We start from the raw sequence: 13917 nt of genomic DNA, 5'->3' as shown, positions 1-13917 counted from the left end.
GGGGATCCTCCCCGGCGGCCGCGGCGTCAGCCCCCGGCGCGCTCGGGGTTCTTCGCCATGTAGTCGGCGAGCCCCTTCCGCGCCTTTTTACGCACCGCGTTCTGGAAGAATGGCGTCCAGCCGAGCACGAGCCCGGGGAGCCCGAGCGCCATGCGGGTCCAGCGCCCGAGGTCGAATCGATCCGTGTGGCGGATGATCTTGCCGTCGCGGAACTCGAACGAGGCGTCGATCACGTTGTGCACCTGCCGGCCCGTCGCCGAGAACGAATACCGGGCCTCCCAGTGCGCGCTGCCCGTGGAATCATCGGCGCGCGCGTCGCTGAATTCGAGCGTGAGGTCTTTCCCTCGCTCGCAGAGCATGCGCCACATCCCGCGCGCCTCGGCTGCGCGGAGGCCCACGAAGACCGCGTCCGAGAACGCGACGTCGGGGTGATAACAGGCGATCATTCCCTCGGCGTCCCGTTTCTGGAACGCCCGATAAAATTGTTCGATCAAGGCTTGATTCGGGTGCATGGCGGCCGGGCGAGCGGACCACGGGTCGGCCGAGACGTCAAGGCGCCCGCCGCGCCCGGCCCCTCGTGTGTCGTTCCTCCGTTGACGCCGGGCCCAGGTTCGACCAGACCGACACCTCGACCTAGGGGAGCCTCGGGCTGAGACGGCCTCGCCGCATTCGTGACGGGCCGAACCCTTGGAACCTGAACCGGTTCGTACCGGCGGAGGGAAGTGTCATGAGCACCGTGAAACAGCAGCGGGTCGACGAGGCCCGCCTCCAGACCATCACGCGCGGGCCGCTGCCCGGATCGAAGAAGACCTACCTGCCGGGTGTCCTCCACCCGGACCTGCGTGTCCCGCTGCGCGAAATCTCGCAGACGCCCACGCGTGAAGGTCACGGCGACGCCGTGCGCCTCGTGCCGAACCCGCCCGTCGCCGTCTACGACACGAGCGGCCCGTACACCGATCCCGAGGCCGAGATCGACGTCCGCAAGGGCCTCTCGCCGCTGCGCGCCGCGTGGATCCGCTCGCGCGAGGACGTGACGGAGCTGCCGCGCGTCAGCTCGGAGTACGGCCAGAAGCGCCTCGACGATCGCTCGCTCGACGCATTGCGGTTTCACGCGCCGCGCCGGCCGCTGCGCGCCGCGGCCGGGAAAAACGTCACGCAGATGCATTATGCACGGCGGGGGATCATCACGCCCGAGATGGAGTTCGTCGCGATCCGCGAGCAGCAGCGGGCGGCGGCGCGGATCCGCATGCAGCACCCGGGGCGCTCCTTCGGCGCGGCGATCCCCGAGCAGATCACGCCCGCGTTCGTCCGCGACGAGGTCGCGCGCGGCCGGGCGATCATCCCGGCGAACGTCAATCACCCCGAGGTCGAGCCGATGATCATCGGCCGGAACTTCCTCGTGAAGATCAACGCGAACATCGGCAACAGCGCGGTCACCTCCTCGATCGAGGAGGAGGTCGAGAAGATGGTCTGGTCCATCCGCTGGGGCGCCGATACCGTGATGGATCTCTCCACGGGTCGGAACATCCACGAGACGCGCGAGTGGATCCTCCGCAATGCGCCCGTCCCGATCGGCACCGTGCCGATTTACCAGGCCCTCGAAAAGGTCGGCGGCAAGGCCGAGGACCTCACCTGGGAGATCTACCGCGACACGCTGATCGAGCAGGCCGAGCAGGGCGTCGATTACTTCACGATTCACGCGGGCGTCCTGCTTCGTTACGTCCCGCTCACGGCGAACCGATTGACGGGCATCGTCTCGCGCGGCGGATCGATCCTCGCGAAATGGTGCCTCGCGCACCACGAGGAGAACTTCCTCTACACGCATTTCGAGGAGATCTGCGAGATCATGAAGGCCTACGACGTGAGCTTCTCGCTCGGCGACGGCCTCCGGCCCGGCAGCATCGCGGACGCGAACGACGACGCGCAGATGGGCGAGCTCGCGACGCTCGGCGAGCTCACGCAGATCGCGTGGAAGCACGACGTGCAGGTCATGATCGAGGGCCCGGGCCACGTGCCGATGCACATGATCGAGCACAACATGACCGAGCAGCTCCGCATCTGCCACGAGGCGCCGTTTTACACGCTCGGGCCGCTCACGACCGACATCGCGCCCGGCTACGACCATTTCACGAGCGGCATCGGCGCCGCCATGATCGGCTGGTTCGGCACGGCGATGCTCTGTTACGTCACGCCGAAGGAGCACCTCGGCCTGCCGAACCGCGACGACGTGAAGGAGGGCGTGATCACCTACAAGATCGCGGCGCACGCGGCCGATCTCGCGAAGGGCCACCCCGGCGCGCAGGCGCGCGACGACGCGATGAGCAAGGCGCGCTTCGAGTTCCGCTGGGAAGACCAGTTCAACCTCGGCCTCGATCCGGAGCGGGCCCGCGCGTTCCACGACGAGACGCTCCCGAGCGAGAATGCCAAGGTCGCCCATTTCTGCTCGATGTGCGGCCCCCATTTCTGCTCGATGAAGATCACCGAGGACGTGCGCAAATACGCCGCCGAGAAGGGCGAGGTGTTGCCCGAGAAGGCGCTCGTGCGCGGCCTGAAGGAGAAGAGCGCCGAGTTCGTCGAGGGCGGGAGCGAGATTTACCGGAAGGTCTGAGGTTTGAATGGGGCGGTGGGGGGGTGGTCACGGCTCGACCCTCCCGCCGTGGCCCGGGCGTTTGGGGCGGGGGCGGCCGAGCAGCCGCCGGCCCGCGTCGAGCAGGTGCTCGCGCAACGTGTCGTCGTCGATGCCCGCGTATTCGGGCGCGCCGCCGGCCATTGCGAGGCCCGTGAACACCACGTGCACCGTGATCGCGTCGGCCAGGCTCGGGTCCTCGCCGGCGAGCACCGTCTTCATTCCGGTTTTGACGTCCTCGCCGTGCGGCGCCTGGAGCGTCCTGTTGACGACCCGCTGCATCCCCGGGTCGCGGTTGTACAGGCCGAGCAGCAAGCGCTGGCGAACGATGAGCTCGACGAATCCCGTCAGCGCCTGATCGATCTGCGCGCCCCGGCTCCGTTTCTTCCGCGCCTCCTCGGCGATCTGGCCGAGCTCCTGGACCGCGGGCGCGGCGACGGCCTCCGTGATCTCGTCCTTCGTCTTGAAGTGGTAGTAGACGGCGGCCTTCGTGACGCCGAGCTCGTCGGCGATCATCTGCAACGACGTGCCCTCCACCCCGTGCTCACTGAACAGCCTCAGCGCGGTGTCGAGCAGTCGAGATCGGGTGTCGGTGGCGGCGGTGCCGGCAGTCATGCGCTCTCCTCGCGGGCCCCGGACACTACTCCGGCTCCTCGTCGTCCGGCACGCTTTCCGATCGGCACGCTTTCCACGCTCCCCCTCCTAGCCGATCGGCTTGTGCTGTGCTTGCCGGCCGGCTAGCCTGGACGCCCCAATCGAGGTGAACCATGTCCGCCGATGCCGTTCCCACGCTTCCCGTCACCCGAACCTGCCCGTTCGCGCCGCCCGTGGAGCATCGCAAGCTCCGCGAGGAGGCGCCCCTCTCCAAGGTCAAACTCCCCAATGGAAGGGTCGTGTGGGTCGCCACGAGCCACAAGGACATCCGGACGATCCTGTCCGACCCGCGGTTCAGCTCGAACCGGCGCGACCCCAATTTCCCCTCGCTCGCGTACGAGCGCCCGCCGTCGAGCAACCTCAAGCCGATGCTGCTCGAACTGGACCCGCCCGAGCACGGGCCCGCGCGAAGGGCGGTGCTCGGTGAGTTCACGCTCCAGCGGATGAACGCGCTCGCGCCGCGCATCCAGCAGATCGTGGACCAGCACATCGACGCCATGCTCGCCGGGCCGCGCCCGGTCGACCTCGTGCAGGCGCTCTCCTTGCCGGTGCCTTCGCTCGTCATTTGCGAGCTGCTCGGCGTGCCCTACGCCGATCACGAGTTCTTCCAGACGCATTCTGCGAACGTCGTCAATCAGAAGGCGCCGGCCGAGGTGATCATGGGATCGGTCGTCGCGCTCATGACGTATCTCGGCCAGCTCGTGGGCGCCAAGGTGCAGAACCCTACCGACGATCTGCTCAGCCGCCAGATCCAGAAGCAGCTCGAGAATGGCGCCGTCGACTTCGAGGGCATGGTGAGCATGGCGTTTCTGCTCCTGCTCGCCGGGCACGAGACCACCGCGAACATGATCTCGCTGAGCACGCTGGTGCTGCTCCAGCACCCGGAGAAGCTCGCCGCTCTCCGGGAGGACCCTTCGAAGACCCTCAGCGCTGTCGAGGAGCTCTTGCGGTACTTCACCATTGCGGAGTCCGCGCTCGGCCGGGTCGCGAAGGAGGACGTGGAGATCGGCGGCGTGACCATCAAGGCTGGAGAAGGCGTCTTCGCCCTCGCCAACACGGGCAATCGTGATCCGGAGGTCTTCGAGAACGCCGACGAGCTCGACCTCGCGCGGAACTCCCGGAATCACCTCGCGTTCGGATACGGCCAGCACCAGTGCCTCGGCCAGAACCTCGCGCGGCTGGAGCTGCAGATCGTCATCGACACGCTCTTCAAGCGCATCCCCGAGCTGCGGGCCGCCGTGCCTTTCGAGGAGCTCTCGTTCAAGGACGGCTCCGCCGTCTACGGCATGCACGAGTTCCCGGTCACCTGGTGAGCAGGTCGGCGCTCTAGAACATCGAGCGGTTCGACAACCGCTCGATGTTCTAGCTCTTTTGTCCCGAGGGGGACGCCTCGCGTCCCCCTCTCGCCCAGGCAAAGCCCGGGCGATTCACCCCCCGAGGCGAGCTCGCTGCGCGATCTCGCAGAGCGCCGAACGGGTCGGCGCTCTAGCCCCCGGCCTCCCTTTGCCCTACCATCCGGGTTCTTTCTTCGAGCATGGAGGGGCGTATGGCATCGGTGGGGATCATCGGGGGCGGATTGAGCGGGCTCGTGGCTGCGAAGACGTTCCTGCGGGGCGGCTTCGACGTCACGGTGTTCGAAAAAGAGGACGAGGTCGGCGGCGTCTGGGCGCGCTCGCGCCGCTACCCCGGCCTCCAGACGCAAAACGCCCGCGACACCTACGCATTCTCCGATTTTCCCATGCCCAGCCACTACCCCGAGTGGCCCGCGGGCGCAGAGGTCCAGGCCTATCTTTCGAGGTACGCCGACCATTTCGGCGTGACACGGCACGTCCGCCTGCGCACCCAGGTCGATCAGGTTCGCCGGCGCGACGGAGGCGGGTTCGCCGTGGACACGCGGCCTGTCGGCGCGCCCGAATCCGAGCGGAAAACCCACGCTTTCGATCAGGTGATCCTTTCGAGCGGCCTCTTCAGCCTGCCGCACATCCCCGAGGCCCCCGGGCGCGAGGCGTTCGAGGCGAACGGGGGCGTCGTGCTGCACACGACGGCATTTCACGACACGAGCCTCCTCCGGGGCAAACGTGTGGTCGTCGTGGGGTTCTCGAAGTCGGCGTGCGACGTGGCTGCCCTCTCGGTGGAGCCCGCCCGCGAGGTGACGCTCGTCCACCGGAGCGTCGGCTGGAAGGCGCCGCGGTTCCTCTTCGGGGTCGTGCCCACGAAGTACCTGCTCCTGAACCGCTTCACCGAGATGTTTTTCCCGTACCCGGGCGCCGAGGGTTTTGAGCGCGCGCTCCACGAGAGGGCCAGCGGGTTCGTCGCCCAGTACTGGGGCGGGGTCATGGCCGCCCTCGACATGGACCTCGGGCTCAGCAAGAGCGGCCTCCGGCCCGAGATGCCGCTGAGCGGCGTCGGTTGCTCGCTGAACATGACGCCCCCAGGCTTTTACGAGGCCGCGCAGCGCGGGACGCTGAAGCTCGCGCGGGGCGAGATCGCTCGGTTTCACGAAGGCGCCGTGGAGACCTCCCAGGGAAAGCGCATCCCGGCCGACGTCGTGATCTTCGGGACGGGCTTCCGCCAGGAGTTCCCTTTCCTCGACCCCTCGCTCCGGCGCGTCGTGCAGGACGAGGACGGAACGTTCCGGCTTTATCGTGGCCTCTACCATCCCGACGTCCCGGGACTCGGCTTTTGCGGCTTCGTGAACAGCCTCTACAGCCAGCTCACCTCGGAGGTCGGGGCGCGGTGGCTCTGCGAGCTCTTCCTGGGCCGGATGAAGCTGCCGCCGCGGGAGGAGGTGATCGCGCGCATCGACGAGTGGATCGCCTACCGCAAGCGCGAGCGGCCGGACGCGTTCACGGCCGGCGCGTGCGTCGTGCCCTGGAACTTCCACTACATCGACGACCTTTGCCGGGACATGGGAGCGCGGACGCGGAGGCTGCCGCAAAATCCCTTCCGCGAGTTCCTCCTTCCGGTGGATCCTTCGCTCTACGCGGACCTCGAGGAGGAGCTCGATACGCGCGCCCGGCAGGCGCGTGATCGCGACGAAGCATGCACAACCCCCGAGACTTCAAGAAGCTCTTCAAACGCCTTCTCCTGAGCCCCGTCGCGGGGATGTCCTGGGAGGACAAACTCGCGTTCGTGCGGGCGTACATGCGCGAGCTCGAGTCGCGCAAGGACCCGATGGAGGAGTCCGCCGAGCTCGAGCCGGCGATCGATATCGTCCCGTTCGAGGCCGGCCGAAGGCCCCTGGACGAGGCGCTCGGCCCCGGGCTCGGCGCGAGCGAGCACGCCGGCCTCGTGTCGACCGCGGCCGAGGGCGCGCCGACCGACGACCTCTGCCTGCTCTACCAGGTGAAGGACCTCTACGCGTACGTCGCGCCGTTCCATCGAACGTTCGAGGTCCGCATGTCGGTCGCGTTCCTGCCCCACGTCGAGGGCCACGGCGCGCCTTGCCCCGTCCCGGGGCTCCAGGGCGTCGTCCTCGAACCGAAGGTCGTCTCCGCGGCCGCGTACCCGTTCCCCGCGATCGCGGACGCGTCGTGGGCCGAGTTCTACAAGACCGTCTACGCGGCGACGTTGAGCCCGCAGGGCCTCCTGCCGCGCCGCGAAGGCAGCCCCGAGGGGCGCGGCTACGACTGGTCCGAGGTCGACGCGTCCCTGCGCGCGCGTACGCCCGACGGCGCCGATCCCTTCACCTTCGCGAACCTCTTCCACCAGAAGATCCGCGTCACGCTGGCCCTGCACACGGACGGCAGCAAGTACGTCTCCGAAGACACGATCGAGGCCGAGATCTACGACACGGGCCGCTTCGGCTCGCTCTACGCGCGGCTGCTCGAACGGCTCATCCCGGCCGACACCAAGCTGCAAGCCGACGCGCTGGACATCCCGGATCTACACGTCGGCTACCACCCGTGGTTCCCGGTCCTCACGATCGGGACCGACAAGGCGATGCTCTACCTGCACGCCATCCGGCAGGACCTCGGCGAGCAGCGGCGAAACCTCCCCGATCCCGCGTGGCTCTTGCGGGTGGGCCTCTACCTGGAGCTGCTCACGTGCCTCGGCATCTTCGAGGCGGTGCGGGCCGAGCACCCGGATCTGCTCTCGCCGGCCGAGCGCCAGGTGTTTGAAAAGAGCCCTGTCTTCGCGAAGATCCGCGAGCGGATCGACGTCGCGGCGTGGAGGCGGGTCTGGGCCACGCGCGAGATCGTCCCGCGCACGTCGGACCTGCTCGCCGCGGGGCCCGTGAGCTTCGCGAACCTGCTGCGCAAGCAGAAGGCGACGCTCGCGTTCTTGCACGCGCACCACGAGGACCTCAAGCACGCCATCGCCCTCGCCGGCCCGAACGTCGAGAACGCGCAGGAGACCTGGCACCGCGTCTTCCGCGACGCCGAGCGCGCGGTGCTCAAGAACGGCCTCGCCGCGTTCCCCGAGCTCGGGTGGCTGGACAAACGCACGCGCGACTTCGCCATGTGGCACCAGCGCGGCGTCTTCGGCAGCTACGCGTTGCCCGAGTCGGTGACGGGCGCCTTCGGTGATCAGGACGGCGTTTTCCCGTCAGCGTGCCGGCAGTACCGCCAGTCGATGAACGAGGTCGCGCGGTTCGCCCGCGAGCGTGGGCTCATGGATCACACGGGCGACGCGTGCATCCCGCGCACCGCGAGCCTCTTCGAGGCGTACATGCGCGGCGACAGCGCCCTCGTCGACGCCCTGCAGCGGCGCGACGGCTATGGCGGCGGGCTCGACGCGGCCGAGCCGCTCTCCCTCGGCCCCGAGCCCACGCACGCCGACATCGCGGCGCTCCTCCGGCGCGTGCCGGTCTTCAAGCCGCTGACGGATCGCGAGGTGGAGCGGCTCGCGCAGAAGACACGTCCCGTCGTGTACGGCCCGCACGATCGCGTGGTGCGCGAGGGGGAGCGGGGCTCGTCGCTCTTCGTGCTGGCCGCGGGCACGGTCGAGGTCCTCGTGCGCCAGCAGAGCGGCCAGGACGTCGCCGTCGCCACGCTGGAGCGCGGCGCGGTTTTCGGCGAGGTCGCGCTGCTCACGGGCAGCGAGCGCATCGCGACCGTGCGGACGACGTGCGAGTCGACGCTCTACGAGATCAGCAAGCAGGCGCTCGCGCCGATCATCGAGTCACGCCCGCAGCTCGTGGTCGAGCTCGGCCTGCTCATCGCGGCGCGGCAGCTCGATCGCGAGGGCCGCATGCGGCAGGTGGGCACGGAGGGGGTCGCGGGTCGGATCCGGAAGTTCTTGCTGGGGTAAACCCCCCCTCTCCGACGGGAGGAGAGGGGGCACCTCACGTGACTCAGATGCAGAAATCGGGTTGGCCCGGGGGCCTCTTCACGCACCGACCGACGCCGCACCACTGGCTGCTGAGGAGGCTGCCTTGATAGCACCGGTAGAGCCGGTTGGGATTGCCGGGCTCGTACATGTTGCCGCCGCAATACGCGCCATTTTCGAGCCAGGCGCAGGGGCTTCCACCGGGCCCGCCCCCGCCGCCCCAGCGGAACCGCCGGCGACCCCGCCGCTGTTCCTGCCCTGCCGAGGCGGTGTCCTCCCCGCCGGCCTGGATTCCGTCTTCCGCGGGGTCTTCCATCGTCGCCATGCAGCCGGCGCCGAGGAGCACAGACCCGCCCGAGAGGAACAGCAACGCCGCCAACCCTTGTAGCTTCTTCATACGATCCCTCCCCGAGGGCCCGCGCCGCGCCTCGCCAACAGGGAAAAACGCCCTCTCACCGAACGCGGTTCCACGACGAGCCCTCACGTGAGTACGTAAGGGACGGCCGGCGAACGTCCACTCTCGACCGTGGCCTCGTTTCGCGTGCGTAGGAACGGTGATGACGCCCGTCGGCGCCGCCTCACGTCCCGTCGAGCAACCACCGTAGGGCCTCGGCCTCGTCCTGGAAGAAGGCAAACGAGGCCAGGCCTTGTTCGGCCGACATGCGGGCGAGCTGCATCTTCGTGAGCGTGCTCGACACGATGTTCGCGGCCCGTACGCAGCCGTTTTTCTGGGCGACCTCCATCGTCCGCTCCACGTACGCGCTCACGTCGGGCTTCTGGGCCGCGAACTCCGCGGTGTTCGCGAGGACGCGCCAGCGTTTGCCCCAGAGCGGCTGCGTCACGCGCGCGAACTCCTCGTAATAGGCCCGCGCCTGATCAACCGTCCAGAAGCCCCACACTTCGAGCCGCACGAGCCTGCGCTCGCGCTCCACGCGGACCACGTGGCCGCTCCGCGGACGCGAGATCGACGATTTCACCCGGTCCGGCGAGCTCGGCGGCGTCGAGTGCCGGCCCGTCCGCGACGGCGTCGGGTGCTTCGCGGGGTCGCTCGCCGGCGGCGTCGAAGGGCGGGAGCTGCGGGCCGCGGGGATCGGCGTCGACTCGTACGACACCGAAATGTAGGGCTCGCGGGGAGGGGGCGTGGTCTGGCGCGCGGCCGTGGCGTCCCCGGGGAAGAGGGCGTCGGAGAGGGCGACGATCGCGGCGGAGGCGCTCGGGAACCGATCGTCGGGGTTTCGCGCGACGCACTGCAGGAACCAGGCGTCGAGCGCCGCGGGCAGCTCCACGCCGTGGCGCCGCCGCGCCCGCGCCGAGGTGGCCTCGGGCAGCGGGCTGTCGAGGCAACGCGCGAGCGTGATGATCGACGGCGCTTTCTCGAACTCCTCGGCCCAGTACGGACCCCCGGCGAGCAGCATGAACGCGGTGTGCCCGAGCGCGTAGACGTCGACGGCGGGGCCGATGGGCTGGTCCATGAAGATCTGCTCGGGCGCCATGAAATAAGGGCTGCCGAGGATGGTCTTCGTCTGCATCCCGATGCCGAGGTGGCCGTCGGCCTTGGCGATGCCGAAGTCGAGCAACTTGAGGCACGGCGAGCCGTCGTCACGGTGCGTGAGGAAGAGGTTGTCGGGCTTGATGTCGCGGTGGACGATGCCCGCGGCGTGGGTCTTGTCGAGCGCGAACGCGGCCTGCGCGAGGTAGGTGCGCACCTCGCCCGGGGGCAGGGCGCCGCGCTCGGCGACGATCATGCCGAGATCACGCCCGCGCAAGAGCTCCATCACGAGGAACGGCAGCCCCGTGGGCGTGTCCACGCCGGCGTCGATGACGCGCACGATGTGGTCGCTCTCGAGCTCCCCGAGGATGCGCGCCTCGCGTTCGAAGCGCGCTTTGAAGTCCGTGTGTTCGTCGAGCAGGGTCGCGTGGATGATCTTCAGGGCGCGGCGGCCGGCCGTGCGCTCATCCATGGCCTCGTAGACCGCGCCCATCCCGCCTGTGCGGATCGTGCGTACGATGCGGTACCGCTCGTGAAAGAGCTGCGCTGGGGCGAGAAGGAAGATCGGGACTGCGTTCGCGCCGGGGCCCGACATGCCGGGAGCGTAAAGGCAGACAAACGGCGATTCAAGGCGCGCCGAGGTCGTCGTCTTCCATCTCCGCGGGGCGCCCGAGCGCCTTGCAGAGCTCGATCCACGCCTCCTGCATCGACGGGTAGCGGTGCGCAGGCTGGCTCGCGAGCACCCGCGCGACCCACGGATCCACGGCCTCCGGCAGATCGGGGCGGAGCGCGCGCAGGCTCGGGCGCGGGTCGGTCGAGACCGCGCGGAGCAGCTCCACCATCTTGCGCGCCGGGAACGGGAGCCTGCCGCCGATCATGCGGAAGACGACGGCGCCGAACGAGTAGACGTCGGCGCGATGGTCGAGGTCCTTGGGTTTGCCGGCCCAGATCTCGGGCGCCATGTACGTCGGGGAGCCGGCGATGGTGCCGTCGCGCGTGACCGTGAAGCCTCCGACCTCCTTGGCGAGGCCAAAATCGAGCAGGCGGACGCGTCCCCGCGCGCGCGTCCGCAAGACGAAGATGTTCGCGGGTTTGACGTCGCGGTGCACGATGCCGCGCGCGTGCGCGGCGGAGAGCGTCTCGGCGACGGGCCGCATGATCTCGAGCGCGCTGTCGATCGGCATGGGCGCGCCTTTCGCCTCGACGCCGCGCACGTAGGCTTCGAGATCCTTGCCTTCGAGCAGCTCCATCACGATGTAGAGCGTGCCGTTGTCCGAGCGGTTGAAGGCGAGGATCTGCGTCGCGGCCGTGCCGCTGAGCAGGCCCATGGCGCGGGCCTCGCGGGCGATGCGCGTCGTGAAGATCGGCTCGCTCGTGATGTTCGGCAAGAGGCACTTCACGGCGACGGGCGCGCTGAGGTCCATGTCCTCGGCGCGGAACACGTAGCCGTGGCCGCCGCTGCCGATGAGGTCGAGGAGCTTGTACCGACCGTCGATGACATCACCCGCTCGATACGACATGGTGCTCCTCGTCTGGCCGCGTCGTCCGCCGCGGCAGGCCCGTACGATACCGAAGGGGCCCCGAGGGCCGCAACGGGCTGGCGAACCTGGGCTATGGTTGCCACGATGATCCGCCGAACGCCGTTCGTTTTTGCGCTCCTCGTCGTCCTCGGCTGCTCGGGTGAGGGCTTGCCTCCGGCGCCCGCGCCGACCACGAGCCCGCCGTCCGCCCCGCCTCCGGCCGCGACGAGCGCCGCCGCGGAAACGCCGGCGCCGAAGGGCCCCGTCGCGCCGATCGCCAAGAAGGAGCCGCACGTCACCAAGATCCACGGCGTGGAGCTCGTCGACGACTATGCGTGGCTGCGCAAGAAGGACACGCCCGAGGTGCTCGCGTACCTGCGCGCGGAGAACGCGTACACCGAGGCCATGACGGCCGGGCTCGCGCCGGCGAAGGAGCGCATCTACGGCGAGATGCTCAGCCGGCTGAAGGAGTCCGACGAGGAGGTCCCTTTCCGGGAGGGCGCATATGTCTATTACACGCGCACCGAAAAAGGGAAACAATACCCCTTTTACTGTCGCAAGCCCGTGAAGGGCGGGGACAAGGCGCCCGAGGAGATCTTGATCGATTTGAACGAGATCGCGAAGACCGAGAAATTCGTGGGTCTTGGCCCGCTGGCCGTCTCCGAGGACGGCCATCTCCTCGCGTACGGCCTCGATACCACCGGCTTCCGGCAATTCGTATTGCACGTGCGGGACCTCCGGACGGGCAAGGATCTCGCGGATCGGATCGAGCGCGTCACGTCGGTCGTGTTCGCCAAGGATGGCAAGACGCTCCTTTCTACGGTCGAGGATCCGGTCACGAAGCGCTCGCACAAGGTGTTCCGGCACAACCTCGGCGAGGACGCGGCCAAGGACGTGCTGCTCTACGAGGAGAAGGACGAGCGGTTCCGCCTGTTTGCAAAGCGCTCCAGCAGCAAGAAGCTCATCTTCGTCGAGTCGAACAGCATGACGACGAGCGAGGTCCGTTTCCTGCCTGCGGACAAACCCCAGGCGCCGCTCACGCTCGTGGAGCCGCGGGCGCAGGACCACGAGTACGACGTGGACCATCACGGCGACGAGCTCGTGATCCGCACGAACAGCCCCGCGAAGCCGGGCGAAGCGAAATCGACGAACTTCCGGCTCGTGGTGGCGAAGGTCTCGTCCCCGGGGCGCGCCTCATGGAAGGAGACGATCCCGCACCGCAAGGACGTGATGATCGAGTCGATCCAGCTCTTCTCGACGTTCGCGGTCGCGTTCGAGCGCGAGGACGGCTTGCGCCAGATCCGGGTGCTCGACCCGAAGAAGCTCGCGCTCGACGGATCCCACCGGATCGCGCTGCCCGAGCCGATCTTCACGCTGCGGGCAGGGGAGAACCGTGAATTCGACGCGTCGTTTTATCGATTCCGCTTCGAGTCGCCGACGACGCCCTCCACGGTCTACGACTACGAGCCGAAGAAACGCGCGCTCGTGTTGAAGAAGCGCACGGAGGTCCCGAACTACGATTCCAGCCGGTACGAGTCGAAGCGGGTGCACGCGACGGCCAAGGACGGCACGAAGATCCCGGTGTCGCTGCTTTTCAAGAAGGGGACGAACCCGGACGGGAAACACCCGCTGTTCTTGTATGGGTACGGCTCGTATGGTGCCCCGCTCTTCCCGATGTTCTCGGCCCCGACGTTTTCGCTCGTGGATCGCGGCGTGGTCTGCGCGATCGCGCATATCCGCGGCGGCGGCGAGCTCGGCGAGACCTGGCACGAGGCCGGGCGCATGAAGACGAAGATGAACACGTTCACCGATTTCGTGGACGTGACCGAGGGGCTCGTGCAAATGGGCTGGGCCGCGAAGGATCGCATCGCGATCCAGGGCGGGAGCGCGGGCGGGCTGCTCATGGGCGCGGTCCTGAACATGCGCCCGGACCTCTATCGCGCGGCGATCGCCGACGTGCCTTTCGTCGACGTGATCAACACGATGCTCGACGAATCCCTCCCGCTCACGGTGGAAGAATTCGAGGAGTGGGGGAACCCGAAGAAGAAGGACGAATTCGAGTACATCCTCCGCTACAGTCCTTATGAAAATGTCGCGAAGAAGGCGTACCCGTCGATCCTCGTGAACACGTCGTACAACGACAGCCAGGTGATGTACTGGGAGCCCGCGAAATGGGTGGCCAAGCTGCGCGCGATGAAGACGGACACGAACCCGCTCCTCCTGCGCATTCACCTCGACCCGGCCGGCCACGGGGGCAAATCCGGGCGTTACGAGCGGATGCAGGAGATGGCGTTCAAGTACGCATGGCTCCTCGACAGGCTCGGCGTGACGGACGGGACGTAGACGTGGCGGCGCGC

The 13917-nt window shown here is 68.3% G+C and carries 10 protein-coding genes and 1 riboswitch; of the genes, 5 read left to right on the top strand and 5 right to left on the bottom strand.

Features of this window, described 5'->3' with window-relative positions; all coding sequences use genetic code 11:
• Positions 1-26: 26 nt before the first annotated feature.
• Positions 27-512, bottom strand: a complete 486-nt coding sequence (locus tag E8A74_RS24240; protein ID WP_136931437.1) for a nuclear transport factor 2 family protein — start codon at positions 510-512, stop codon at positions 27-29.
• A 113-nt stretch (positions 513-625) separates the two neighbouring features.
• A riboswitch (TPP riboswitch) is annotated at positions 626-739 on the top strand.
• Here E8A74_RS24240 and thiC point away from each other — a divergent pair.
• Positions 728-2608, top strand: a complete 1881-nt coding sequence (gene thiC, locus E8A74_RS24235) for a phosphomethylpyrimidine synthase ThiC (protein ID WP_136931436.1) — start codon at positions 728-730, stop codon at positions 2606-2608. It overlaps the preceding riboswitch by 12 nt.
• Before the next feature lie 27 nt (positions 2609-2635).
• On the opposite strand, the gene E8A74_RS24230 is transcribed toward thiC, so the two are convergent.
• Positions 2636-3241: a TetR/AcrR family transcriptional regulator gene (locus tag E8A74_RS24230; RefSeq protein WP_136931435.1), complete on the bottom strand. Its 606-nt coding sequence runs from the start codon at positions 3239-3241 to the stop codon at positions 2636-2638.
• A gap of 152 nt (positions 3242-3393) precedes the next feature.
• Here E8A74_RS24230 and E8A74_RS24225 point away from each other — a divergent pair, with 152 nt between their 5' ends.
• The 3 genes from E8A74_RS24225 to E8A74_RS24215 all read left to right on the top strand — a co-directional run bounded on the left by E8A74_RS24225 (position 3394) and on the right by E8A74_RS24215 (position 8533).
• The gene (locus E8A74_RS24225) at positions 3394-4593 is read left to right on the top strand and encodes a cytochrome P450 (RefSeq protein ID WP_136931434.1); all 1200 of its coding nucleotides are present in this window, start codon (positions 3394-3396) and stop codon (positions 4591-4593) included.
• 233 nt (positions 4594-4826) lie between these two features.
• Positions 4827-6371, top strand: a complete 1545-nt coding sequence (locus E8A74_RS24220; RefSeq protein ID WP_170229332.1) for a flavin-containing monooxygenase — start codon at positions 4827-4829, stop codon at positions 6369-6371.
• Positions 6323-8533, top strand: coding sequence for a cyclic nucleotide-binding domain-containing protein (locus E8A74_RS24215; RefSeq protein WP_136931432.1), 2211 nt, complete (start codon positions 6323-6325; stop codon positions 8531-8533). The genes E8A74_RS24220 and E8A74_RS24215 overlap by 49 nt, the downstream gene beginning before the upstream one ends.
• A 43-nt stretch (positions 8534-8576) precedes the next feature.
• Here the strand turns inward: E8A74_RS24215 and E8A74_RS24210 are convergent, their stop codons facing one another.
• The 3 genes from E8A74_RS24210 to E8A74_RS24200 all read right to left on the bottom strand — a co-directional run bounded on the left by E8A74_RS24210 (position 8577) and on the right by E8A74_RS24200 (position 11560).
• Positions 8577-8948: a hypothetical protein gene (locus tag E8A74_RS24210; protein WP_136931431.1), complete on the bottom strand. Its 372-nt coding sequence runs from the start codon at positions 8946-8948 to the stop codon at positions 8577-8579.
• Between the two features lie 181 nt (positions 8949-9129).
• Positions 9130-10635, bottom strand: coding sequence for a serine/threonine-protein kinase (locus E8A74_RS24205; RefSeq protein ID WP_136931430.1), 1506 nt, complete (start codon positions 10633-10635; stop codon positions 9130-9132).
• A gap of 31 nt (positions 10636-10666) precedes the next feature.
• Positions 10667-11560: a serine/threonine-protein kinase gene (locus E8A74_RS24200; RefSeq protein ID WP_136931429.1), complete on the bottom strand. Its 894-nt coding sequence runs from the start codon at positions 11558-11560 to the stop codon at positions 10667-10669.
• Between the two features lie 105 nt (positions 11561-11665).
• Here E8A74_RS24200 and E8A74_RS24195 point away from each other — a divergent pair, with 105 nt between their 5' ends.
• Positions 11666-13903 carry a S9 family peptidase gene (locus E8A74_RS24195; protein ID WP_136931428.1) on the top strand — a complete coding sequence of 746 codons (2238 nt, stop codon included), beginning with the start codon at positions 11666-11668 and terminating at the stop codon, positions 13901-13903.
• Positions 13904-13917: the final 14 nt, after the last annotated feature.

The organism is Polyangium fumosum (assembly GCF_005144585.1).
Lineage (GTDB): Bacteria > Myxococcota_A > Polyangia > Polyangiales > Polyangiaceae > Polyangium > Polyangium fumosum.
The sequence above is the reverse complement of the archived record's forward strand: the minus strand, read 5'-3'. Positions and strand labels throughout refer to the sequence as shown.

Coding starts and splice junctions, on each gene's coding strand:
- E8A74_RS24240 (WP_136931437.1), bottom strand. CDS start 512: ATGCACCCGAATCAAGCCTTGATCGAACAATTTTATCGGGCGTTCCAG.
- thiC (WP_136931436.1), top strand. CDS start 728: ATGAGCACCGTGAAACAGCAGCGGGTCGACGAGGCCCGCCTCCAGACC.
- E8A74_RS24230 (WP_136931435.1), bottom strand. CDS start 3,241: ATGACTGCCGGCACCGCCGCCACCGACACCCGATCTCGACTGCTCGAC.
- E8A74_RS24225 (WP_136931434.1), top strand. CDS start 3,394: ATGTCCGCCGATGCCGTTCCCACGCTTCCCGTCACCCGAACCTGCCCG.
- E8A74_RS24220 (WP_170229332.1), top strand. CDS start 4,827: ATGGCATCGGTGGGGATCATCGGGGGCGGATTGAGCGGGCTCGTGGCT.
- E8A74_RS24215 (WP_136931432.1), top strand. CDS start 6,323: ATGCACAACCCCCGAGACTTCAAGAAGCTCTTCAAACGCCTTCTCCTG.
- E8A74_RS24210 (WP_136931431.1), bottom strand. CDS start 8,948: ATGAAGAAGCTACAAGGGTTGGCGGCGTTGCTGTTCCTCTCGGGCGGG.
- E8A74_RS24205 (WP_136931430.1), bottom strand. CDS start 10,635: ATGTCGGGCCCCGGCGCGAACGCAGTCCCGATCTTCCTTCTCGCCCCA.
- E8A74_RS24200 (WP_136931429.1), bottom strand. CDS start 11,560: ATGTCGTATCGAGCGGGTGATGTCATCGACGGTCGGTACAAGCTCCTC.
- E8A74_RS24195 (WP_136931428.1), top strand. CDS start 11,666: ATGATCCGCCGAACGCCGTTCGTTTTTGCGCTCCTCGTCGTCCTCGGC.